This window comes from Leclercia sp. UBA5076 (assembly GCF_002416465.1).
Classification (GTDB): Bacteria; Pseudomonadota; Gammaproteobacteria; order Enterobacterales; family Enterobacteriaceae; genus Enterobacter.
The window spans coordinates 178,844-200,260 of the sequence record NZ_DIAO01000008.1 but is presented as its reverse complement, the minus strand read 5'-3'; the positions used below and the strand labels follow the sequence as shown (position 1 = coordinate 200,260).

Annotated in this window: 17 protein-coding genes; 8 read left to right on the top strand and 9 right to left on the bottom strand. The window is 56.5% G+C overall.

Translation table 11 applies throughout. From position 1 onward, the window contains the following. The first annotated feature begins 229 nt into the window (after positions 1-229). Positions 230-2,269, top strand: coding sequence for a TonB-dependent copper receptor (locus B3X29_RS08335; RefSeq protein ID WP_263950938.1), 2,040 nt, complete (start codon positions 230-232; stop codon positions 2,267-2,269). A gap of 44 nt (positions 2,270-2,313) precedes the next feature. Here the strand turns inward: B3X29_RS08335 and B3X29_RS08330 are convergent, their stop codons facing one another. Beyond that, positions 2,314-3,597, bottom strand: a complete 1,284-nt coding sequence (locus B3X29_RS08330; RefSeq protein WP_103823926.1) for a YeaH/YhbH family protein — start codon at positions 3,595-3,597, stop codon at positions 2,314-2,316. Positions 3,598-3,723: 126 nt separating this feature from the next. Next, on the bottom strand, positions 3,724-5,658 hold the full coding sequence (gene yeaG / locus B3X29_RS08325) for a protein kinase YeaG (RefSeq protein ID WP_159339093.1): 1,935 nt from the start codon (positions 5,656-5,658) through the stop codon (positions 3,724-3,726). Positions 5,659-6,092: 434 nt separating this feature from the next. Between yeaG and B3X29_RS08320 the strand changes: the two genes are divergently transcribed. Together B3X29_RS08320 and B3X29_RS08315 are read left to right on the top strand one after the other, a co-directional pair. Beyond that, positions 6,093-6,839, top strand: coding sequence for a MipA/OmpV family protein (locus B3X29_RS08320; RefSeq protein WP_156654338.1), 747 nt, complete (start codon positions 6,093-6,095; stop codon positions 6,837-6,839). A 90-nt stretch (positions 6,840-6,929) separates the two neighbouring features. Beyond that, entirely contained in the window at positions 6,930-7,784 is an 855-nt protein-coding gene (locus tag B3X29_RS08315; protein WP_159339092.1) for an aldo/keto reductase, read from the top strand. A 46-nt stretch (positions 7,785-7,830) separates the two neighbouring features. Here the strand turns inward: B3X29_RS08315 and B3X29_RS08310 are convergent, their stop codons facing one another. After that, positions 7,831-8,715 carry a D-hexose-6-phosphate mutarotase gene (locus tag B3X29_RS08310; RefSeq protein ID WP_103179254.1) on the bottom strand — a complete coding sequence of 295 codons (885 nt, stop codon included), beginning with the start codon at positions 8,713-8,715 and terminating at the stop codon, positions 7,831-7,833. 73 nt (positions 8,716-8,788) lie between these two features. Continuing rightward, positions 8,789-9,784, bottom strand: a complete 996-nt coding sequence (gapA, locus tag B3X29_RS08305) for a glyceraldehyde-3-phosphate dehydrogenase (protein ID WP_103179255.1) — start codon at positions 9,782-9,784, stop codon at positions 8,789-8,791. A gap of 341 nt (positions 9,785-10,125) precedes the next feature. On the opposite strand from gapA, the gene msrB reads away from it, so the two are divergent. Both msrB and B3X29_RS08295 read left to right on the top strand, forming a co-directional pair. Further along, positions 10,126-10,539 carry a peptide-methionine (R)-S-oxide reductase MsrB gene (gene msrB, locus B3X29_RS08300; protein ID WP_159339091.1) on the top strand — a complete coding sequence of 138 codons (414 nt, stop codon included), beginning with the start codon at positions 10,126-10,128 and terminating at the stop codon, positions 10,537-10,539. Positions 10,540-10,581: 42 nt separating this feature from the next. Then, positions 10,582-10,860, top strand: coding sequence for a YeaC family protein (locus B3X29_RS08295; RefSeq protein ID WP_103179257.1), 279 nt, complete (start codon positions 10,582-10,584; stop codon positions 10,858-10,860). A gap of 47 nt (positions 10,861-10,907) precedes the next feature. Here the strand turns inward: B3X29_RS08295 and B3X29_RS08290 are convergent, their stop codons facing one another. The 4 genes from B3X29_RS08290 to sppA form a co-directional block, all read right to left on the bottom strand. After that, positions 10,908-12,164: a glycoside hydrolase family 18 protein gene (locus B3X29_RS08290; RefSeq protein WP_159339090.1), complete on the bottom strand. Its 1,257-nt coding sequence runs from the start codon at positions 12,162-12,164 to the stop codon at positions 10,908-10,910. A gap of 355 nt (positions 12,165-12,519) precedes the next feature. Next, a complete protein-coding gene (pncA, locus tag B3X29_RS08285; RefSeq protein ID WP_103179259.1) occupies positions 12,520-13,161 on the bottom strand; it encodes a bifunctional nicotinamidase/pyrazinamidase in 642 nt (213 codons plus the stop codon). Between the two features lie 9 nt (positions 13,162-13,170). Further along, positions 13,171-14,187 carry an asparaginase gene (gene ansA / locus B3X29_RS08280; RefSeq protein ID WP_103179260.1) on the bottom strand — a complete coding sequence of 339 codons (1,017 nt, stop codon included), beginning with the start codon at positions 14,185-14,187 and terminating at the stop codon, positions 13,171-13,173. A 59-nt stretch (positions 14,188-14,246) separates the two neighbouring features. Further along, positions 14,247-16,103, bottom strand: a complete 1,857-nt coding sequence (sppA, locus tag B3X29_RS08275) for a signal peptide peptidase SppA (protein ID WP_159339089.1) — start codon at positions 16,101-16,103, stop codon at positions 14,247-14,249. Between the two features lie 166 nt (positions 16,104-16,269). Between sppA and B3X29_RS08270 the strand changes: the two genes are divergently transcribed. The 3 genes from B3X29_RS08270 to B3X29_RS08260 all read left to right on the top strand — a co-directional run bounded on the left by B3X29_RS08270 (position 16,270) and on the right by B3X29_RS08260 (position 19,890). Further along, positions 16,270-16,821, top strand: a complete 552-nt coding sequence (locus B3X29_RS08270) for an NAD(P)H nitroreductase (protein ID WP_156654341.1) — start codon at positions 16,270-16,272, stop codon at positions 16,819-16,821. Positions 16,822-16,937: 116 nt separating this feature from the next. After that, the gene (gene selD / locus B3X29_RS08265) at positions 16,938-17,981 is read left to right on the top strand and encodes a selenide, water dikinase SelD (protein ID WP_159339088.1); all 1,044 of its coding nucleotides are present in this window, start codon (positions 16,938-16,940) and stop codon (positions 17,979-17,981) included. A gap of 4 nt (positions 17,982-17,985) precedes the next feature. Next, on the top strand, positions 17,986-19,890 hold the full coding sequence (locus B3X29_RS08260) for a DNA topoisomerase III (RefSeq protein WP_156654343.1): 1,905 nt from the start codon (positions 17,986-17,988) through the stop codon (positions 19,888-19,890). Between the two features lie 101 nt (positions 19,891-19,991). On the opposite strand, the gene gdhA is transcribed toward B3X29_RS08260, so the two are convergent. Beyond that, positions 19,992-21,335 carry an NADP-specific glutamate dehydrogenase gene (gene gdhA, locus B3X29_RS08255; protein ID WP_159339087.1) on the bottom strand — a complete coding sequence of 448 codons (1,344 nt, stop codon included), beginning with the start codon at positions 21,333-21,335 and terminating at the stop codon, positions 19,992-19,994. Between the last annotated feature and the right edge of the window lie 82 nt (positions 21,336-21,417).

Genomic DNA, 21,417 nt, shown 5'->3' with positions numbered 1-21,417 from the left:
TGGCGTTATTTTGAATATTCGCTGCTGGCGTTGAGTATCAGCAAAACCAACAACATGACAATTTACAACTTTTTTCTACCGCTCTTATTCTCCTCACGCAACGTTGTTCCGGTTTACCCCCTTCGGCAAACTTTACGTAGTTTATGTGCCTGCTCGTTAAGCGCTTTCGTTATCGAAAGGATTCGGTTTCGCAGCGGTACACCACGCCACTCTTCAATCAGGCACAGCAATGAAAAAATTTACGTTTCCCCCCCATCCTCTGGCTCTGGCGCTGCTCACCGCCTTTTCCGGCGCAGCGCTTGCCGCGGGGACTATCAGCACAGCACCGGTGAACGATCAGGATGTGATCACCGTGACGGCACCGGTTCTTTCTCCACTTGAAGTGGTCACGTCGCCCAAAACCCCGCGCCAGCCGGTGCCGGCCAGCGACGGCTCGGATTACCTTAAAACCATCCCCGGCTTTAGCCAGATCCGTAATGGCGGCAGTAATGGCGATCCGGTATTTCGCGGCATGTTTGGTTCGCGTCTGCGCCTGCTAACCAACGACAGTGAAATGCTCGGCGCCTGTCCGTCGCGAATGGATGCGCCAAGCTCATACATCTCGCCGGAAAGCTACGATCTGCTGACGGTCACCAAAGGGCCGGAAACCGTGCTCTGGGGGCCGGGAAACTCCGCCGGAACGGTGCGCTTCGAACGTGAACCGCCCCGTTTTGACAGCGCCGGCATCAAGGGCGACGCCAGCTTTCTCGCCGCTTCGAATGACCGCTTCGATGAAAATGCCAATGTCAGCTTCGGTAACGACACGGGCTATGTACGCCTCAACGGCAATAAATCGAAAGCGGGCGACTACAAAGACGGTAACGGCGATCGTGTGGCCTCGAAATGGGACAAGTGGAACACCGATCTGGCCATCGGCTGGACACCGGATGCGGATACGTTACTGGAACTCACCGCCGGTCAGGGGGATGGCGACGCAAGCTATGCCGGGCGCGGCATGGACGGATCCCAGTTCAAGCGCGAAAGCCTGGGCCTGCGCTTTAAGAAAGAGAATATCGGCGACATTTTCGATTCCCTGGAGATGAGCGCCTATTACAACTACGCCAACCACATCATGGACAACTACTCCATGCGCTCCTCCGGCACCCCGGATTCCGGCTCCATGAACGGCATGCCGATGGGATCGATGGATATGTCGATGCCGATGGAAAAACAGGTCGATCGTCGCACCGTCGGCGGCAGGATGGTGGGGACCTGGCTATGGTCAGATTTCCAGCTGCAAAGCGGGCTGGATATGCAGACCAACACCCATCGCAGCAATGAAGATGATGAGGACAAAGGCTGGCAGGAGGATGCACGTTTTCACGATTACGGCGCGTTCGGCGAGCTGACGTGGAATGCGACCGATCTGAGTAAAGTGATTGGCGGCGCGCGTCTGGATAAGGTCGAAGTGGATAACTATACCAGCATCGGCAGCGACAGCCGCGAGGATACCCTTCCGGCGGGCTTCCTGCGCGTGGAGCATAATCTGGGCACGGCACCGGCGATGGTCTACGCCGGGCTCGGTTATACCGAACGATTCCCCGATTACTGGGAGCTGTTTTCGCCCACCTATGGCCCGGACGGCACCTCGGATGTCTTTGATAATCTCAAACCAGAGCAAACCACCCAGCTTGACGTCGGCGCCCAGTATAAAGGCGAGCGTACCACCGGGTGGATCTCCGCCTATGTCGGGCGCATCAACGACTTTATTCTGTTTAGCTACGATCCTGACGATTCCCACGTCAGCCAGGCCGACAACGTGGATGCCACCATTATGGGTGGGGAGATGGGCGCCTCCTGGCAGCTGAGCGATCAGTGGAAAACCGACGCTACCCTTAACTACTCCTGGGGGGAGAACACGGACGACCACCAGCCGCTGCCGCAAATGCCGCCGCTGGAGGCGCGTCTTGGCCTCACGTGGGAGCAGGGCGACTGGAGTTCAACCGGCCTGCTGCGCATGGTGAGCCCGCAGCATCGGGTGGCGATGAATGAAGGTAACGTGGTCGGCAAAGATTTCGATCAGAGCGCTGGCTTTGCCATTCTCTCCGCCAACGCGGCATGGAAGGTGAATAACTACCTGAAGCTGAGCAGTGGGGTCGATAACCTGCTGGACAAAAACTACAGCGAGCATCTTAACCTGGCGGGGAACAGCAGCTTTGGCTACTCCTCCGACACGCCGGTCAATGAACCGGGTCGGACCGTGTGGGCAAAAATGAACGTTACGTTCTGACAGAAAGCTAACGTAAAACCGCCGGTCAATGACCGGCGGTGGCGTTAACTGTTGCTGGTGGCAGATTGCTTATGGAAAAGCTCTCTGAATACCGGATAGATATCGTCCTGGTCGCGAATGTGCTGCATCGCGAAGTTATCAAACGTGCTTTGCAGATGTTCATACTCACGCCACAGCGTCTGGTGAGCGCGGCGGGTGATCTCGATATAGCTGTAGTAACGCACAACCGGCAGCAGTTTTTTCGCCAGAATTTCATGGCACAGCGGCGAATCGTCTGCCCAGTTATCACCGTCCGACGCCTGAGCAGCATAGATGTTCCACTGCGCCGGGTCGTAACGCTCCTTCACCACCTCATCCATCAACTTCAGGGCACTGGAAACGATAGTCCCCCCCGTCTCCTGTGAGTAGAAGAACTCATGCTCATCCACCTCCTTGGCCTGGGTGTGATGGCGAATATAGACCACTTCCACGTTCTTATAGGTTCGGCTCAGGAAGAGATAGAGCAGAATATAAAAGCGCTTGGCCATATCTTTGGTAGCCTGATCCATCGAGCCGGAAACGTCCATCAGGCAGAACATCACCGCCTGGCTTGAAGGCTCAGGACGCTTTTCATAGTTCTTGTAACGCAGGTCAAAGGTGTCGATAAACGGCACGCGCTCGATTTTGGCGCGCAGTTCGGCGATCTCTTTGCGTAAACGCTCCTCTTCCAGCAGCTGCGCTGGCTCGCTTTTCGCCACAATATCCAGGCTTGCTTCCAGCTCGCGCAGTTCACGCCGTTTGCCCGCGGTCATGGCGGTACGGCGCGCCAGTGAGTTCTGCAGCGAACGCACCACGCTGATATTTGCCGGCACGCCGTTGGCGGTAAAACCGGCCCGGTGGGTTTTGTATTCGTTCAACTGACGATGCTGGTTCTTCTTCAGATTCGGCAGGGCCAAATCCTCAAACAGCAGATCCAGGTACTCATCCTTGGAGATCTGAAACACAAATTCGTCCTGACCTTCACCGTCCTGGCTGGCCTGGCCCTGACCACTGCCGCCGCCACCGCCGCCCCCCTGTGGACGTTCAATACGGTCATTCTGGACAAAATGGTCATTACCGGGATGAACGCGATGGCGCAAACCACCGCGCCCCTGATGGAACATCGGTTCGCTAATATCATCCGTCGGGATAGAGACGGACTCCCCACTGTCTACGTCGGTCACCGAACGCTTGTTAATGGCCTCGGAGATCGACTGTTTGATTTGCGCTTTATAACGACGCAAGAAGCGCTGGCGATTCACCGTGCTCTTGTTTTTGCCGTTAAGACGCCGGTCAATAAACCAGGTCATATGCCCCCCGTACTGCATTTGCCAACTTTCAGTGCCCGTAAGTGCCGGACAGCGCTGACGCTTATCCGGCCTACGGAACATTGTTGTAGGCCCGGCAAACCACACGCCGCCGGGCTTTTTGGGCTGTTAAGATGACTTACGCACGCGCAGGTACCATTCGCAGAGCAGGCGAACCTGTTTGCGGGTGTAACCTTTCTCCATCATGCGGTCGACAAAATCGTCGTGCTTTTTCTGCTCTTCGGTTGAGGTTTTGGCATTGAACGAAATGACCGGCAACAGCTCCTCGGTATTGGAGAACATTTTCTTCTCAATAACGGTGCGCAGTTTTTCGTAGCTGGTCCAGTTTGGATTCCGTCCGCTGAAGTTCGCTCTGGCGCGCAGCACGAAGTTGACGATCTCGTTACGGAAGTCTTTCGGGTTACTGATCCCGGCAGGCTTCTCGATTTTTTCCAGTTCCGCATTCAGTGACTCGCGGTCAAAGAGCTGGCCGGTATCCGGGTCGCGATACTCCTGATCCTGGATCCAGAAATCGGCATAGGTGACGTAGCGGTCAAAAATGTTCTGTCCATACTCGGAGTAAGATTCCAGATAGGCGGTCTGGATCTCTTTGCCAATAAACTCGGCATATTTCGGGATCAGATAGCCTTTCAGGAACTCCAGGTAACGTTCAGCCTGTTCCTGCGGGAACTGTTCACGTTCAATCTGCTGCTCCAGCACGTAGAAGAGGTGTACCGGGTTAGCGGCCACTTCGGTGTGGTCAAAGTTGAACACACGGGAGAGGATTTTGAACGCGAAACGCGTGGAGAGACCGTTCATCCCTTCATCGACACCGGCGTAGTCACGATACTCCTGATAGGATTTCGCTTTCGGGTCGGTATCTTTCAGGCTTTCACCGTCGTAAACACGCATTTTCGAGTAAATGCTGGAGTTTTCTGGCTCTTTCAGGCGCGACAGGATTGAGAAGCGCGACAGCGTCTCCAGGGTTCCCGGGGCGCAAGGGGCATGAACCAGCTCACTGTGGTTAAGCAGTTTTTCGTAAATCTTGATCTCTTCGGAGATCCGCAGGCAGTAAGGCACTTTGACAATGTAAACACGGTCAAGGAACGCCTCGTTGTTTTTATTGTTTCTGAACTGAACCCATTCAGATTCGTTGGAGTGCGCCAGGATAATGCCGTTAAACGGCAGGGCGGAAATACCTTCCGTCCCGTTGTAGTTACCTTCCTGGGTTGCCGTCAACAGTGGATGCAGCACCTTAATCGGCGCTTTAAACATCTCGACGAATTCCATAATCCCCTGGTTGGCGCGGCACAGCGCACCGGAATAGCCGTATGCGTCAGGATCGTTTTGCGCGTGGTTTTCCAGTTTACGGATATCCACTTTACCGACCAGAGCAGAGATATCCTGGTTGTTCTCATCACCCGGTTCAGTTTTGGCAATCGCAATCTGCTCCAGAATGGATGGCCATACTTTCACCACGCGGAATTTGGTGATATCACCGCCAAATTCGTGCAGGCGCTTCGCTGCCCACGGCGACATGATCGTCCCGAGATAGCGGCGAGGGATGCCGTACTCTTTATCCAGTATCTGCGCATCTTCCTGCGGGTTAAACAGGCACAGCGGATGGTCGTTCACCGGGCTACGTTCACCGTTGGCGCTCAGGACGTAGATAGGTACGCGCTGCATCAACGATTTCAGCCGCTCGGCCAGCGAGGATTTACCGCCGCCAACGGGACCCAACAGATACAAAATCTGTTTCTTCTCTTCCAGACCCTGAGCAGCATGTTTCAGATAAGAGACAATCTGCTCGATGGCATCTTCCATGCCGTAAAATTCTTCAAACGCAGGATATCGGGCGACGACCCGATTCGAAAACAGACGGGAAAGCCGTGGCTCCTGGGCGGTATCAACCATATTTGGCTCACCGATAGCCATCAATAGTCGTTCCGCCGCATTGGCATAAGCACTGCGATCTTGCCGGCAGATGGTAAGAAACTCCTGCAGTGTGAACTCTTCGTCCTTGGCAGCTTCATAACGCTGGCGATAGTGATCGAATATATTCATGGCATGCCGTCCTTTCGTTTTTTAGCACAGGAAAAGAGCCGTTCATATGAATAGTAGAGGCTCCCGGAAGCGGGATCCGTTGCACCTCACTGCCAGAGCAGCAACCCGTGTGCCAGGTCGGGCGGCTGAAACTGCGGGGTGATCAGGTATTCAGCTTCTTAAAATTAAGCGTAGATGGCATTTGCAAAACTTGCATGTATGCCAAAACTAATTTCAATGACATATCAATAACTCATCCAAAAAAATAGCCAAATCTTAAACGTCAAACACACTTATTTCACTGAACGGTAATGCGCGTGACAGCGTTTCGTCATCTGCCGCAAACAAAATATTCTGTTAATCAAATTGATTAGCAGACAAAAAATTTTGAGCAATGGGGGAGATGACGGTTACACTTCACTCGCTGATTATTTGACTACAGGAAAGAATGGATTGTGACCAAACTCAAACTTCTGGCACTGGGGATTATCGTTGCCACCTCAGTAAGTACAGCATACGCGGAGAATCAGTGGTCAATTGGTGCTGGTGTCGGCGTAATCAATAGCCCTTATAAACAGTACGATCGTGATTTCTACCCGGTTCCGGTTATCACCTATGAAGGCGATAACTTCTGGTTCCGTGGGCTGGGCGGTGGCTACTATCTGTGGAACGACCAGACCGACAAACTCTCCATCATGGCTTATTACGACCCGACGCACTTCAAGCCTGGCGACAGTGACAACCGTCAGCTGCGCCAGCTGGACAAGCGTAAAAGCACCATGATGGCGGGGATTTCATGGGTACATAACACGCAGTACGGTTTCCTGCGCACCGCCCTGGCTGGCGACACGCTCGACAACAGTAACGGTTATATCTGGGATCTGGCGTGGTTGTACCGTTACACCAACGGCGGGCTGACGCTCACCCCGGGCATCGGTCTGGAATACAACAGCGACAACTACAACGACTACTATTATGGCGTTTCCCGTAACGAAGCACGACGCAGCGGCCTGCGCAGCTACGATGCAGACGACAGCTGGCAACCGTACCTGGAGCTGACGGCCAGCTATAAATTCGCCACGGACTGGAACGTCTACGGTACCGGCCGCTATACCCGTCTCAGCGATGAGGTGAAAGACAGCCCGATGGTTGATAAATCGTGGACCGGTCTGATGTCGGTGGGTGTGACCTACAGTTTCTGATTGTGCATTTGTACTGCGCAATTTGTGCATCATAACGGGGCCCTCGGGCCCCGTTTGTTTTAGGGTGGTGCAGACAAACAGGAGCGTATTATGAGCGAAAAAACCGTCAACTTTGGCGACAACAGGGTGCTTCCGGCCATCGGTCAGGGCACCTGGTATATGGGTGAAAAGGCAAGCCGGCGCCGCCAGGAGAGCGATGCCTTACGGGCAGGCATTGAGCGGGGGCTGACCCTGATCGATACCGCGGAGATGTATGCCGAGGGCGGCGCGGAAGAGGTGGTTGGCGAGGCGATTAAAGGCCTGCGCGATAAGGTCTTTCTGGTCTCCAAAGTCTACCCGTGGAATGCCGGTGGCAAAAAAGGGATTGCCGCCTGCGAAGCCAGCCTGCGCCGTCTGGGCACCGATCATATTGACCTCTATCTGCTGCACTGGCGGGGAAATTATTCTCTGGCAGAGACTGTCGAACTGATGGAGACGCTGCAACAGCAGGGCAAAATTGGCCGCTGGGGCGTCTCGAACCTTGATTATGCGGATATGCAGGAGCTGGGACAGGTGCCGGGCGGGCAGGCCTGTGCCACCGATCAGGTGCTCTACCATCTGGCCTCACGCGGTATCGAATATGATCTGTTGCCCTGGTGCCAGCAACAGCAGATGCCGGTGATGGCCTATTGCCCGCTGGCGCAGGCCGGGCGACTGCGCGCCGGGCTGATGAATCACCCGGTGGTCAATGCGATTGCCAGAGAGTACAACGCCACGGCGGCCCAGGTGCTGCTGGCGTGGGTGATCGGTCACCCTGGGGTGATGGCGATCCCGAAGGCGTCATCAATCATGCATGTGGAAGAGAACGCGGGCGCGCTGGGCATTACCCTCTCAGCAGAGGCGTTACAGAAGCTGGATGCCGCCTTCCCGGCGCCGAAAAACAAAACGGCATTAGACGTGGTGTGAAGTGTGCGTCATGCCCTCTCAGCATGGAGAGGGCAAGGGCAGGGCATTAACGCTTCACAATGTGAATGGTTTGTCCCAGACGGGTCGGTTTCTCTTCCGTCGCTTTTTGCGGTTCGCTGACGCAGGCGGTCTCTACGCAGACAAAGGTTTTATAACCGTCATCCGGCATATCGCCCATGCTGACTGACAGCGCCGGGCCAGGGTTCCAGCCAACCACGTTGCTGTGGTGGTGATGAATTACTTCAATGGCGCGGTTCAGGGAGGTATCTTCGATAACGCTGCACGCTTCCGGGTTCAGATAGACGCGGTCGGTACGATCCGGGAAGGTTTGCGCGCCGTCGGTCAGTCGGCCTTCTTTCGCATTATCCACTTTGTCGATAAAGGTATCGCCAAGGCCGTTCACGGTGACGGCAGCGATATCGCCGACGTTGAAGTAAGTGTGCAGGGCGGAAGTGGTTTCAAATTCACCGTGCGCTTCCAGTTCGATCTCGCAGGTTTTACCCAGCTTAAAGCGGGCATAGAGAGTGAAGTCGTGCGGCCAGAGTTTGCGCGTTTCATCATCGCTTTGCAGCTCAAAGGTTAACACCACGCCGGACTCATCTTCGTTGTGGGCTTTCAGCGTCCACGGCAGGTTGCGGGCAAAACCGTGCGACGGCAGACCCTCCTGCGCCGCCGGGCCAAACCACGGCCAGCAGATTGGTACGCCGCCGCGAATAGCGGCCCCTTTTTTGAAAGAGGTGTTATCGCTTAGCCACAGCGCTTCCATTTCACCTTCCGGCTGCCAGGAGAGCAGGTGCGCGCCGTGCAGGGCAACAGAAGCCTGAACCTGCGGATGGTCAACTACGATCACTTCAACATCGTCAATCTGACGGCGGGAAAGCACAGGGGTAAGCTGTTCGACTACCGGAAGTGCAAAAATTGTTTTAATCATTACGCAATCCTCTGTCTTTAAAGCAAAAAAAAGGCGACCAGGGTCGCCTTTTTGGATCAATTTCTCATCTCACTTATTTGGAGATGTGAGCGATCAGGTCCAGAACTTTGTTAGAGTAGCCGGTTTCGTTGTCGTACCAGGAAACCAGTTTCACGAAGTTGTCGTTCAGTGCGATACCTGCTTTAGCATCGAACACGGAAGTGCAAACTTCGCCGTTGAAATCGGTAGAAACAACGTCGTCTTCGGTGTAACCCAGAACGCCTTTCATTGGGCCTTCAGAAGCCGCTTTGATTGCTTTCTTGATTTCTTCGTAGCTTGCTGCTTTTTCCAGACGAACGGTCAGGTCAACAACAGATACGTTTGGAGTTGGAACGCGGAACGCCATACCAGTCAGTTTGCCGTTCAGTTCTGGCAGAACTTTACCTACAGCTTTAGCTGCGCCGGTAGAAGATGGGATGATGTTCTGAGCTGCGCCGCGGCCGCCGCGCCAGTCTTTGTGAGACGGGCCGTCAACGGTTTTCTGAGTCGCGGTGGTTGCGTGAACAGTAGTCATCAGACCTTCGACGATGCCGAAGTTGTCGTTGATAACTTTTGCCAGCGGTGCCAGGCAGTTGGTGGTGCAGGATGCGTTAGAAACGATGTCCTGGCCAGCGTAAGTTTCGAAGTTAGCACCACGAACGAACATTGGGGTGTTGTCTTTGGAAGGACCGGTCAGAACAACTTTTTTCGCGCCAGCGGTGATGTGCTTACGCGCAGTTTCGTCGGTCAGGAAGATACCGGTTGCTTCAGCAACAACGTCAACACCGATTTCGTTCCATTTCAGGTTAGCTGGGTCTTTTTCAGCAGTAACACGGATGGTTTTGCCATTAACAACCAGGTGGCCGTCTTTCACTTCAACGGTGCCGTTGAAACGACCGTGAGTTGAGTCGTACTTCAGCATGTATGCCATGTACTCAGCGTCTAACAGATCGTTGATGCCAACGATTTCGATGTCAGAACGTTCCTGCGCAGCACGGAAAACAATACGGCCGATACGGCCAAAACCGTTGATACCTACTTTGATAGTCATATATTCCACCAGCTATTTGTTAGTGAATAAAAGGTTGCGTGTAAAATTACAAAAACCTTACGCAGCGTCAAGCGGAATCGTGTCAATCATTGCGACAAATCAATCCTTAGCATTAGCTTTGCTCGATTGACCTACCTCACATTCCCTTGGAGCTTGCACCCATATGGGGCCTGCGCACGGAATTTTAAAGGGCTGCCCACATAAAAACGTGGAGTAGATCACATTTGTCTGACCGCTTCTGCGCAACGAGTAAGTTTAGATCAAAAGTTCATACTTCAGTGTTAATGTTTTGTTAGAATCGGCTGTAAAAGTTGTCTGTTTCAACTGCGAGATGTAAGCCTATGTCGAATCAACATAACTCCGATGAACTGAAAAAAAACCTCACCGAAATGCAGTTCTACGTGACGCAAAATCACGGGACGGAACCGCCATTCACCGGGCGTCTGCTGCATAACAAAAGGGATGGTGTTTACCACTGCCTGGTCTGTGACGCTGCGCTGTTTAGCTCCCAGAGTAAATACGATTCTGGCTGTGGCTGGCCAAGCTTCTATGAACCGGTCAGTGAAGAGGCTATTCACTATCTGAAGGACCTCAGCCATGGTATGGAGCGCATCGAGATCCGCTGCGGAAACTGTGACGCCCATCTCGGTCACGTCTTCCCGGATGGCCCACAGCCGACAGGCGAGCGTTTTTGCGTCAATTCCGCCTCCTTAAGCTTCACCGACGACGAGAATGGCGACCAGACGAAAGGCTGAAAAATCGATTCAGCAAATTATTCCTTCGGAGCCCGATTTAACATGAATATTGAAGAGATGATCAATGGCATGACGCCGGAAGTGTATCAGCGTCTGGTCACGGCGGTAGAGCTTGGCAAATGGGCCGATGGCGTGGCCCTGACCCCGGAGCAGAAAGAGAATTGCCTGCAGCTGGTGATGCTCTGGCAGGCGCGCAATAACACCGAAGCGCAGCATATGACCATCGACACCCAGGGCCAGATGGTGATGAAAAGCAAACAGCAGCTGAAGGAAGATTTTGGTATTGCACCGAAGCCGATTGCGACGCTGAAGGTCCAGTAATCAGAACCATTGCAGCCCGGTGAATGGCTCACCGGGCCTGTTTAACGTTACGGGTGTTTTATCCCCAGCGACTCGGCCAGCTGCTTCGCCAGCTGGTTGTTATCATCCGCGCCGTACTCCCAGAACATCGCTCCGGCCAGACCTTTCTCTTTGATGTACTCGGCTTTGATCGCCACCGAGCGCGGGTTTTCATACGACAGGGCAAACAGCGGATTGCCGTTATCGGACTTCACCGACAGCCACGGCACTTTCGCCTCATCGTCCCACTGTTCGGTAAACCGTTTCTGCGGATCGTTTAAAAACGTCTTCACAATGTCGTTGTATTTCACGTAGGTGTCTTTGGTCAGATCGTAGCCCAGTGATTTGAACAGGGCGATCTGCTGTGCGCTGAAGTAGGGCTGGGTCGCGGGATTTTTCTGCGCGTCCGGTTTGCTCCAGTCGATACCTGGCTCGACGGCACGTTTCGGCACGCGACCATAGAAGCCGATACCGAGATTCATCTGCTGTGGCTTCAGCCCGGCGGCCAGATAGTTGTTCACCACAAAGTCGACGCTATATTTATCCGCGGCGGCAACGGTCGGCCAGGCGCTGGAGTCATAGAGGTTGGCGTTAAAATACTGGGTGCCATACGCCATGTCGTAGGTCATCAGGTTGATGTAATCGAGCAGGGGCGCCACTGCCTTCACATCCACCCAGCTTTTTGGGCTCTCGGCGTTGGCGCCCACCGCGATGGTCACCAGTTTTTTATCCCCGAACGCGCTACGCAGCTCTTTCAGCAGGGCGGTAAAGTTAGCCCGGTCTTCTGGCTTGCTGGCGACCAGCCCCCATGCGCCGTTAACCGGAAACTCCCAGTCGAGATCGATCCCGTCGAGGCCATATTTCTCTACGATCGCCCGTGCGGAGCGGATAAACACTGCGCGGGTCTCCGGGGTGGATGCCGCGCCCGAGAAGCCACGAGCCCCCCAGCCGCCAACAGAGAGGAGCACCTTAAGGGCAGGGTTCTGTTTACGCAGGACAGGGAGCAAAGCCAGATCGGCTTCAACCTTAGGAGATAACCAGATTTGATGCAGTCTGGCCGGGTCTTTTAACGCCGGATTGGTTTCGTCTTTCTCGTCGTTATAGATCAGACCAAAGGAGTAGTTCAGGTGGGTGATCTGGCGAACATCGAGTTTATTGATATCCCCGCCCGGCCCGGCAGTGACGTCGCCGCCACCGTTAAAATAGCCGACGGACATCAGCGAACTGGCGGAAGCAATGGATGCGCAGAGCAGGGGTAAAGCTGCCAGCAAGGGCAAACGTTTCATAGCAATTCCTCTTCAATTTTGACGGTAAAAAAAGCACGCCACGTAAGGGCGTGGCGAAAAAAGTGCCAAAAAAGAATAACATTGCCGTCTCGCTGAGAGTGCGAGGCAGTTCACTTTATGAGACTTAATGAGAATTATGCCCGGTGGCGCTGCGCTTGCACGTGCCGACGGATGGCGGGTTTTGCCCGGCGGCGCTGCGCTTGCACGGGCCTACGGTTGGCGGGGTTTTGCCCGGCGGCGCTGCGCTTGCACGGGCCTACGGTTGGCGGGGTTTTGCCCGGCGGCGCTGGCGCTTGCACGGGCCTGAGGGTTTTGTAGGCCGGGTAAGGCGTAGCCGCCACCCGGCACAAGGCTATCAGGCCTGCGTCTCCTGCCAGTCCGCCAGCGTATACAGCGTCGCACCTTCCGCCGCCATATCCATAAACGCCTGGGCGCTATCCTGGCGCTGAATATTCACCCCACGACAACCGTCGGTAATGACGTTCACCCGGTAGCCCAACTGCAACGCGTCCAGCACGGTAAATTTTACGCAGTAGTCCGTCGCCAGCCCCATCACAATCAGCTCCACAATTTCGTGATGGCGCAGCCACTGATCCAGCCCCGTTTTTTGCCGGTGCCCATTGTCGAAAAAGGCGCTGTAGCTGTCGATGTCAGGGTTTTCACCCTTCTGGAACACCGCGTCAATGGCTTTGCTGTTAAGCAGGGGATGCAGCTCTGCGCCTTCGGTATGCTGCACGCAGTGATCGGGCCAGAAGGTCTGCGGCAGGCCGTCCAGTTCGCCCTCGGTAAAGGGCTCAACGTCATGCTGGCTGGCAAAACTGCCGTGATCCGCCGGGTGCCAGTCCTGGCTGGCAACCACCGCTTCACCGCGCGCCTTACACCACGCAATCAATTCGTTGGCGACGTCTACCGTACTGTCGCCTTCGGCCACCGCCAGCGCGCCGCCCGCGCAAAAATCATTCTGTAAATCGACCAGTAACAGGGCTCGTTGCTTCATAGGAACTCCTTATTCGTCTGGCGTCAGTTCGCCACGCAGGTTTTGCATCATCGCGGTGCGGATCGCCTGCACATCCAGATCCTGACTGAGTAAGTAGTGAAGTTTAGTCAGCGTGGCCTCGACCGTCATATCGAATCCGCTCACTACCCCCGCTTGCGCCAGGGCGTTACCGGTGGCGTAGCCGCCCATATTTACTTTACCGGACATACACTGGGTCAGGTTCACCACCACAATCCCACGGCTGCTCGCCTCCTGAAGTTCTTTCAGGAACTCGCCGTTCTGCGGGGCGTTACCCACGCCGTAGGAGCGCAGGATCAGCGCTTTCACCGGCTGACGGAGGAAGTTACGCACCACCTCGGCGGAGATACCGGGGTAGATCGTCACCACGCCAATGGGCTGCGGGGTGATCGGATGGACCACCAGCTCGCCGGAGGTGTGCGGCGCCGGAGGCGTACCGAGGCGGCGAATATGAATACCCGCTTCCAGCAGTGGCGTGAGGTTCGGTGAGGCAAAAGCATCAAAGCCGTCGGCGTGGGCCTTGGTGGTGCGGTTTCCGCGGTAGAGCCGGTTATTGAAGAACAGGCTCACTTCGTTGATCGGGAAATTGGCCGCCACGTAGAGGGAATTAAGCAGGTTGATCTGCCCGTCGGAACGCAACTCCGCCAGCGGGATCTGCGATCCGGTGACGATCACCGGCTTGCTGAGGTTTTCCAGCATGAAGGAGAGCGCCGAGGCGGTAAACGCCATGGTGTCGGTGCCGTGCAGGATCACAAAGCCGTCGTAGTCGTCGTAATGCGCTTTAATGTCGTCGGCGATGTGCTGCCAGTCTTCCGGGGTCATGTCGGATGAGTCCATCAGCGGATCATATTCGTGAATGGTGAAGTCCGGCATCTCCGGGCGATGGAATTCAGGCATTAATGCCAGCTGGCGCTGCAGATGGCCAGATACCGGGATGTAGCCATTTTCCGAACGCTGCATACCGATGGTACCGCCGGTATAGGCCACATAAATTGATTTCTTTTGCATGATGTAAGGTTCGTTTGCTTCAAAGAAAAATCCCCTCTTCGCGGAAGAGGGGATGGGAATTACCGTACGTTAGCGCAGGTGAGGCAGAACGCGTAGCGGTTTTGCGGATCGTTGAAGGCGGCCAGCTTGTCGCCCTCGGCTTTGACCGCTTTCGCCGCCGTGGCGACCGGAGCGGGCAGGTAAGCCTGCAGCGCGTCTGGCAGCATGGCTTTTACCGAGCCGGAGACGCTGTCCATCACGAGATCCATGAAGGTCGGCTCATCCTGATAGAAATCGACGTGCCACTGCTTCAGCTTCGCCAGTTCAGCGGCTTTGGCGACGGCATCATCGAAGTCGCCCAGGTTATCCACCAGACCGTTGCTCTTCGCATCCTGACCTGTCCAGACGTGACCCTGGGCAATCTGGTCGATCTGCTCCGGGGTCCGCTTACGGGAGTCGGCCACCAGGGTGATAAAGCGCTTATAGCCATTCTCAATGCTAAGCTGCATCATCTGCGACACTTCCGGCGGTAACGCTTTGGTTACGGCAATGTCGGCCAGCGGCGACGTGGCGACGCCATCGGTATGCACCCCCAGATAGTCGAGGCTGTTTTCAACGGTGTTAATCACCCCGAAGATGCCGATGGAGCCGGTAAGGGTGCTCGGGTTCGCCACGATGTAGTTCGCCGGGGTGGAGATCCAGTAGCCACCGGATGCTGCCATACCGCCCATGGAGACCACTACCGGTTTCCCGGCGGCGCGCGCGGCTGCCAGCTCAGCGCGGATCACTTCCGATGCGCTGACGCTGCCGCCCGGGCTGTTAACCCGCAACACAATCGCTTTCACTTTCGGGTCGAGGCGCGCGTCGCGGATCTGCGCGGCAGTGGTATCGCCCCCAACGTTGCCCGGCGTCTCTTCGCCATCCATGATCGCGCCGTTCGCGAAGACCACAGCGATGCTGTCCCCGGTATCGGCTCGTTTTTTCGCCTGATAATCATAGAAGCTGATGGCGCTGTAGTTCTTCTCCTCTTTGCTCCAGCCGAACTGTTTGGTCAGGGACTTTTCAATTTCGGCGCTTGAGCCCAGGGCATCCACCAGCTTGTTATCCAGCGCATATTTCGCGGTATCGCCATCAACCTTACGCAGCCCATCCAGCACGCCCTGCGCGCCCGGGAAGACCTGCCCGGTGGTGATCTGGCGGTTAGCGGCCACGGTGCTGAGGTAGTTCTGCCACAGTTCGCCAATCCAGCGGCTGTCCGCTTCACGGGCGGCAGGGGACATATCGTCGCGGATAAATGGCTCAACGGCAGATTTATAGGTCCCGACGCGGAAGACGTGGGTGGTGACCTTCAGCTTATCGAGAAGCGATTTGTAATAGAGGCCGTTGGTGGCAAAACCGTGCAGATCGACGGTGCCCTGCGGCGAGAGCCACACTTTATTGGCAAAGCTCGCCAGATAGTACTGCCCCTGGCTGTAGTTATCGCCTACCGCAATCACCGGTTTGCCGCTGTCGCGGAATTCCCGCAGCGCTTTACCGATATACTGCATCGAAGGCTGATCTGCCCCGGCAAAATTTTTCAGATCCAGCACGATGCCGGTAATGTTGCGATCGTCCTTCGCCTGACGAATGGCGTCGACGATATCGAACAGTGAGTTTTCCTGCAGACGGTCACCGCTGGCACCAAACAGCTGGCGGCCCAGCACGCCAAGGCGATTGCTGGTGGACGGTTTATCCACCACCACGCCAGCGATATCCAGCAGCAGCGCGCCACGCCCGGCGCTCTGACTCTGGCTGGAGGCGCTGAGGTGCATCCAGACACCGACGCAAACTATCACAAACAGGATGAAAAAGAGGTTCATCACCAGGTTGCGGACGAAATTCAGCAGTCGCCACGTCCATTTAAAAAAGCCGGCAAACAGTCGCCAGAGGGTTCGCATGTATTCTCCCTGTCCAGATAATTACCTATTCCGTCGCTACTGGACGGCGTTGTCGGGCTATCGTAATGACCCGACCGTCACTTGTCAGCAGGAATCGCCTGCTACGCTGTAACAAAATCTGCCGTCGTGTTAATTTTGAGTAAATTTCAAGACAGGAGTTAACCCAATGGATGCACTCGAACTGCTTGTTAACCGTCGTAGCGCAGCGCGTCTGGCGGAGCCCGCGCCAGCAGGCGAACAGCTGGAGAATATTCTTCGCGCCGGAATGCGCGCCCCGGATCACGGTACCTTGCAGCCGTGGCACTTCTTTATCATCGAAGGGGAAGGACGCGAGCGCTTTAGCACCCTGCTGGAGAAGGGCGCTGTTGCCGCCGGGCAGGATGAAAAGGCGATTGAGAAAGCCCGTAACGCGCCGTTCCGCGCCCCGATGATCATCGCCGTGGTCGCGAAATGCCAGCCGCAGCACAAGGTGCCGGTGTGGGAGCAGGAGATGTCCGCGGGCTGCGCGGTCATGGCGATGCAGATGGCGGCAGTCGCCCAGGGCTATAACGGTATCTGGCGTAGCGGCGCACTGACCGACAGCCCGGTCGTGCGGGAAGGCCTCGACTGCGGCGCAGATGATAAAATCGTCGGTTTCCTCTATCTGGGCACCCCGCAGCTTAAAGCCTCCACCACCGTTTCCGTGCCTGACACCGCGCCTTTTATCACCCGTTTCTGATTAATGGCATAAAACTGTCTGGATCCTGAGCAAGTGCAGCAGAATTCAGACAGTCATACTTATCACTTAATGGAATGAGCGCTAACATAGTGCAATTGTAATGAAAGGAGATTGTCATGAGCGAGCAAGCTATTCGTTTAACGCAATACAGCCATGGAGCCGGTTGCGGTTGTAAAATTTCCCCCAAAGTGCTGGAAACCATTCTGCACAGCGAGCAGGCGAAGTTTATCGACCCGAACCTGCTTGTTGGCAATGAAACCCGCGATGATGCTGCCGTCTACGATCTGGGTAACGGCACCAGCATTATCAGCACCACCGATTTCTTTATGCCGATCGTAGACAATCCCTACGATTTCGGGCGCATTGCGGCCACGAACGCCATCAGCGACATTTTTGCAATGGGCGGCAAGCCGATCATGGCGATTGCGATCCTTGGCTGGCCGATTAACACCCTGGCCCCGGAGATCGCCCGCGAGGTAATCGAGGGCGGGCGTTTCGCCTGCCAGCAGGCGGGGATCGCCCTGGCGGGTGGCCACTCCATTGATGCCCCGGAGCCGATTTTTGGCCTGGCGGTGACCGGCGTGGTGCCAACGGAGCGCGTCAAGCGCAACAGCACCGCGGAAGCGGGCTGCAAGCTGTTCCTCACCAAGCCGCTGGGCATTGGCGTGCTCACCACCGCCGAGAAAAAATCGCTGCTGTTGCCTGAGCACAAAGGGCTGGCAACAGAGGTGATGTGCCAGATGAACCTTGCCGGTGCTGCCTTTGCCGACATCGAGGGGGTGAAGGCGATGACCGACGTCACCGGTTTTGGCCTGCTGGGCCACCTGAGCGAAGTGTGCCAGGGCGCAGGCGTTCAGGCGCAGGTCTGGTATCAGGACGTGCCGAAGCTGCCGGGCGTGGAAGCCTACATTGCGCAAGGCGCGGTCCCGGGCGGCACGCAGCGTAACTTCGCCAGCTACGGCCATCTGATGGGCGAGATGCCTGCCGAGTGGCGCGATCTGCTGTGCGACCCGCAGACCTCCGGCGGCCTGCTGCTGGCCGTGACGCCGGACGCCGAAGAGGCAGTGCGCGCGACCGCCGCCGAGTTCGGTATTACCCTGACCGCCATTGGCGAGCTGGTGACCGCCCGCGGTGGCCGTCCGATGATTGAGATCCGTTAATTCAATGCGGTTATTTATTGCCGAAAAACCCAGCCTTGCCCGGGCGATTGCGGACGTTTTACCCAAACCGCATCGCAAGGGTGACGGCTACATTGAGTGCGGAAACGGCCAGGTGGTCACCTGGTGTATCGGCCACCTGCTGGAGCAGGCCCAGCCGGACGCCTACGACAGCCGCTATGCGCGCTGGAATCTTAACGATCTGCCCATCGTGCCGGAGAAGTGGCAGCTGCAGCCGCGCCCGTCGGTCACCAAACAGCTCAACGTCATTAAGCGGTTGCTGAACGAGGCATCCGAGGTGATCCACGCCGGTGACCCGGACAGGGAAGGGCAGCTGCTGGTGGACGAGGTGCTGGATTACCTGAGTCTGGCGCCGGAAAAACGCCAGCAGGTGCAGCGCTGTCTGATTAACGACCTCAACCCGCAGGCGGTAGAGCGGGCCATCACCCGTCTGCGCGCCAACAGCGAGTTTGTTCCGCTGTGCGTGTCGGCGCTGGCCCGCGCCCGCGCCGACTGGCTCTACGGCATCAACATGACCCGCGCCTATACCATCCTCGGGCGCAACGCGGGTTACCAGGGGGTGCTCTCCGTTGGCCGGGTGCAGACGCCGGTGCTGGGGCTGGTGGTGCGTCGCGACGAAGAGATCGAGAACTTTGTCGCCAAAGACTTCTTCGAGGTGAAAGCCCATATCGTCACCCCGAAGGACGAACGCTTTACCGCAGTCTGGCAGCCGAGTGAGGCCTGTGAACCCTACCAGGATGAAGAGGGACGTCTGCTGCATCGTCCGCTGGCCGATCACGTGGTGACCCGCATCCAGGGCCAGCCCGCCGTCGTCACCAGCTATAACGATAAACGGGAATCAGAACCCGCGCCGCTGCCGTTCTCCCTCTCTGCTTTGCAGATCGAGGCGGCAAAACGCTACGGCCTGAGCGCGCAAAACGTACTCGATATCTGCCAGAAGCTGTACGAGACGCACAAACTCATTACCTACCCGCGTTCCGACAGCCGCTACCTGCCGGAAGAGCATTTCGCCGGGCGCCACGCGGTGCTGAACGCCATTGCCGTACACGCCCCCGATCTCGTTCCACAGCCGGTGGTCAACCCGGATACCCGCAACCGCTGCTGGGACGATAAAAAGGTGGATGCCCACCACGCCATCATTCCCACCGCGCGCAGCAGTTCCGTCAACCTGACGGATAACGAATCGAAGATTTATACCCTCGTGGCCCGCCAGTATCTGATGCAGTTCTGCCCCGATGCGGTGTTCCGCAAGTGCGTCATTGAGCTGGAGATCGCCAAAGGCAAGTTTATTGCCAAGGCGCGTTTTCTGGCGGAAGCAGGGTGGCGTACGCTGCTGGGCAATAAAGAGCGGGACGAGGAGAACGACGGTACGCCGTTGCCGGTGGTGGCAAAAAATGACGAGTTATTGTGCGAGAGGGGCGAAGTGGTGGAGCGACAGACCCAGCCGCCGCGGCACTTTACCGACGCCACGCTGCTCTCCGCGATGACCGGTATCGCCCGCTTTGTGCAGGATAAAGATCTGAAGAAGATCCTCCGCGCGACTGACGGCCTGGGAACCGAAGCGACCCGCGCCGGGATCATTGAGCTGCTGTTCAAACGCGGTTTTCTGCACAAGAAAGGGCGTTATATCCACTCGACGGATGCCGGAAGGGCGCTGATCCACTCCCTGCCGGAGATGGCCGCGAGGCCAGACATGACCGCCCACTGGGAGTCGGTGCTGACTCAGATCAGCGAAAAGCAGTGTCGCTATCAGGACTTTATGCAGCCGCTGGTGGGTACGCTGTTCGATCTGATCAACCAGGCGCGAAACACGTCGGTGAGGGATTTTCGCGGCATGGTGGCGCCGGGCGGCGACAAGAAGAAAAAGTTTAAGAAGAAGAGTGCGGCGTAAAGAATTGCCGGGTGGCGGCTTCGCCTTACCCGGCCTACAAAACACGAACCGTAGGCCGGGCAAGCGCCAGCGCCGCCCGGCGTAGCATCCGCAGTGAAGGCTTAGATCACACCCTGACCCATCATCGCATCGGCGACCTTCACAAACCCGGCGATGTTCGCGCCGCGAACGTAGTTGGTCTGCTTCTCTTCCCCACCGTACTCGACGCAGGCGTGGTGAATATCCAGCATGATATGGTGCAGACGCGCATCCACTTTCTCCGCCTTCCAGCCCATGCGAGCGGCGTTTTGCGCCATCTCGAGGCCAGAGGTCGCCACGCCGCCCGCGTTAGCCGCTTTACCCGGGGCAAACAGCACGTTCGCTTCGAGGAACAGGTCGGTGGCTTCAATGGTGGTGGGCATGTTGGCCCCTTCAGCTACCGCTTTCACGCCGTTGGCGATAAGCTGGCGCGCCGCCTCGACATCCAGTTCGTTCTGGGTGGCGCAAGGCAGGGCGATATCCACCGGCACTGACCACGGCTGTTTGCCTTCAAGGTAGGTCAGACCGAATTCACGGGCATAGTCGGCCACGCGACCGTCGCGGCTGGCTTTGATTTCGCACAGGCGCGCCAGTTTTTCGGTTGTAAAGCCCGCTTCATCCACCACGGTGCCGCTGGAGTCGGAGGCGGTGATGACGCGTGCGCCGAACTGCATCGCTTTTTCGATAGCGTACTGAGCCACGTTGCCGGAGCCGGATACGGCGACACGCATGCCCTCAAAGCTCATCCCATGACGCTTCAGCATTGCTTCAGTGAAATAGACCAGACCGTAACCGGTGGCTTCCGGGCGGATCAGGCTGCCGCCGAAGGAGAGGCCTTTACCGGTAAAGACGCAGGCGCTGTTGTTGGAGAGTTTTTTCATCATCCCGGCCATAAAGCCCACTTCGCGTCCGCCAACCCCGATATCGCCAGCCGGTACGTCGGTGTCGGCGCCCAGGTGACGATAGAGTTCCGTCATCAGCGCCTGGCAGAAACGCATCACTTCGCCTTCGCTCTTGCCTTTCGGATCAAAATCGCTGCCGCCTTTGCCGCCGCCCATCGGCAGGGTGGTCAGGGCATTTTTAAAGGTCTGTTCAAAGCCGAGGAACTTCAGAATCGACAGGTTTACCGACGGATGGAAACGCATGCCCCCCTTGAACGGGCCGATCGCCGAGTTGAACTGTACGCGCCAGGCACGGTTAACCTGTACCTGGTTGCGGTCATCAACCCAGACCACGCGGAACTGGATCACGCGTTCAGGTTCAACCAGGCGCTCAAGCAGGGACATCTGACGATAGCGGGGATTTTGTTCCAGGAATGGCCAGAGGGTGGTCATTACTTCGCGGACGGCCTGAGCAAATTCGCTCTGATGCGGGTCACGCTGCTGAACACGATTCAGAAAGGAGTCACGGGAGCAAGCCTGGTCCATAACTATAAGTTCCTCTAATATATTGGGATTATTTAATTTGTAACAAATATCTTCGTGATGTTGTGTTTTTCGACTATACCAC

Bases quoted from the DNA above. Each gene is read 5' to 3' on its own strand.
- B3X29_RS08335 (WP_263950938.1), top strand. From the start codon at position 230: ATGAAAAAATTTACGTTTCCCCCCCATCCTCTGGCTCTGGCGCTGCTC.
- B3X29_RS08330 (WP_103823926.1), bottom strand. From the start codon at position 3,597: ATGACCTGGTTTATTGACCGGCGTCTTAACGGCAAAAACAAGAGCACG.
- yeaG (WP_159339093.1), bottom strand. From the start codon at position 5,658: ATGAATATATTCGATCACTATCGCCAGCGTTATGAAGCTGCCAAGGAC.
- B3X29_RS08315 (WP_159339092.1), top strand. From the start codon at position 6,930: ATGAGCGAAAAAACCGTCAACTTTGGCGACAACAGGGTGCTTCCGGCC.
- B3X29_RS08310 (WP_103179254.1), bottom strand. From the start codon at position 8,715: ATGATTAAAACAATTTTTGCACTTCCGGTAGTCGAACAGCTTACCCCT.
- gapA (WP_103179255.1), bottom strand. From the start codon at position 9,784: ATGACTATCAAAGTAGGTATCAACGGTTTTGGCCGTATCGGCCGTATT.
- msrB (WP_159339091.1), top strand. From the start codon at position 10,126: ATGTCGAATCAACATAACTCCGATGAACTGAAAAAAAACCTCACCGAA.
- B3X29_RS08295 (WP_103179257.1), top strand. From the start codon at position 10,582: ATGAATATTGAAGAGATGATCAATGGCATGACGCCGGAAGTGTATCAG.
- B3X29_RS08290 (WP_159339090.1), bottom strand. From the start codon at position 12,164: ATGAAACGTTTGCCCTTGCTGGCAGCTTTACCCCTGCTCTGCGCATCC.
- pncA (WP_103179259.1), bottom strand. From the start codon at position 13,161: ATGAAGCAACGAGCCCTGTTACTGGTCGATTTACAGAATGATTTTTGC.
- ansA (WP_103179260.1), bottom strand. From the start codon at position 14,187: ATGCAAAAGAAATCAATTTATGTGGCCTATACCGGCGGTACCATCGGT.
- sppA (WP_159339089.1), bottom strand. From the start codon at position 16,103: ATGCGAACCCTCTGGCGACTGTTTGCCGGCTTTTTTAAATGGACGTGG.
- B3X29_RS08270 (WP_156654341.1), top strand. From the start codon at position 16,270: ATGGATGCACTCGAACTGCTTGTTAACCGTCGTAGCGCAGCGCGTCTG.
- selD (WP_159339088.1), top strand. From the start codon at position 16,938: ATGAGCGAGCAAGCTATTCGTTTAACGCAATACAGCCATGGAGCCGGT.
- B3X29_RS08260 (WP_156654343.1), top strand. From the start codon at position 17,986: ATGCGGTTATTTATTGCCGAAAAACCCAGCCTTGCCCGGGCGATTGCG.
- gdhA (WP_159339087.1), bottom strand. From the start codon at position 21,335: ATGGACCAGGCTTGCTCCCGTGACTCCTTTCTGAATCGTGTTCAGCAG.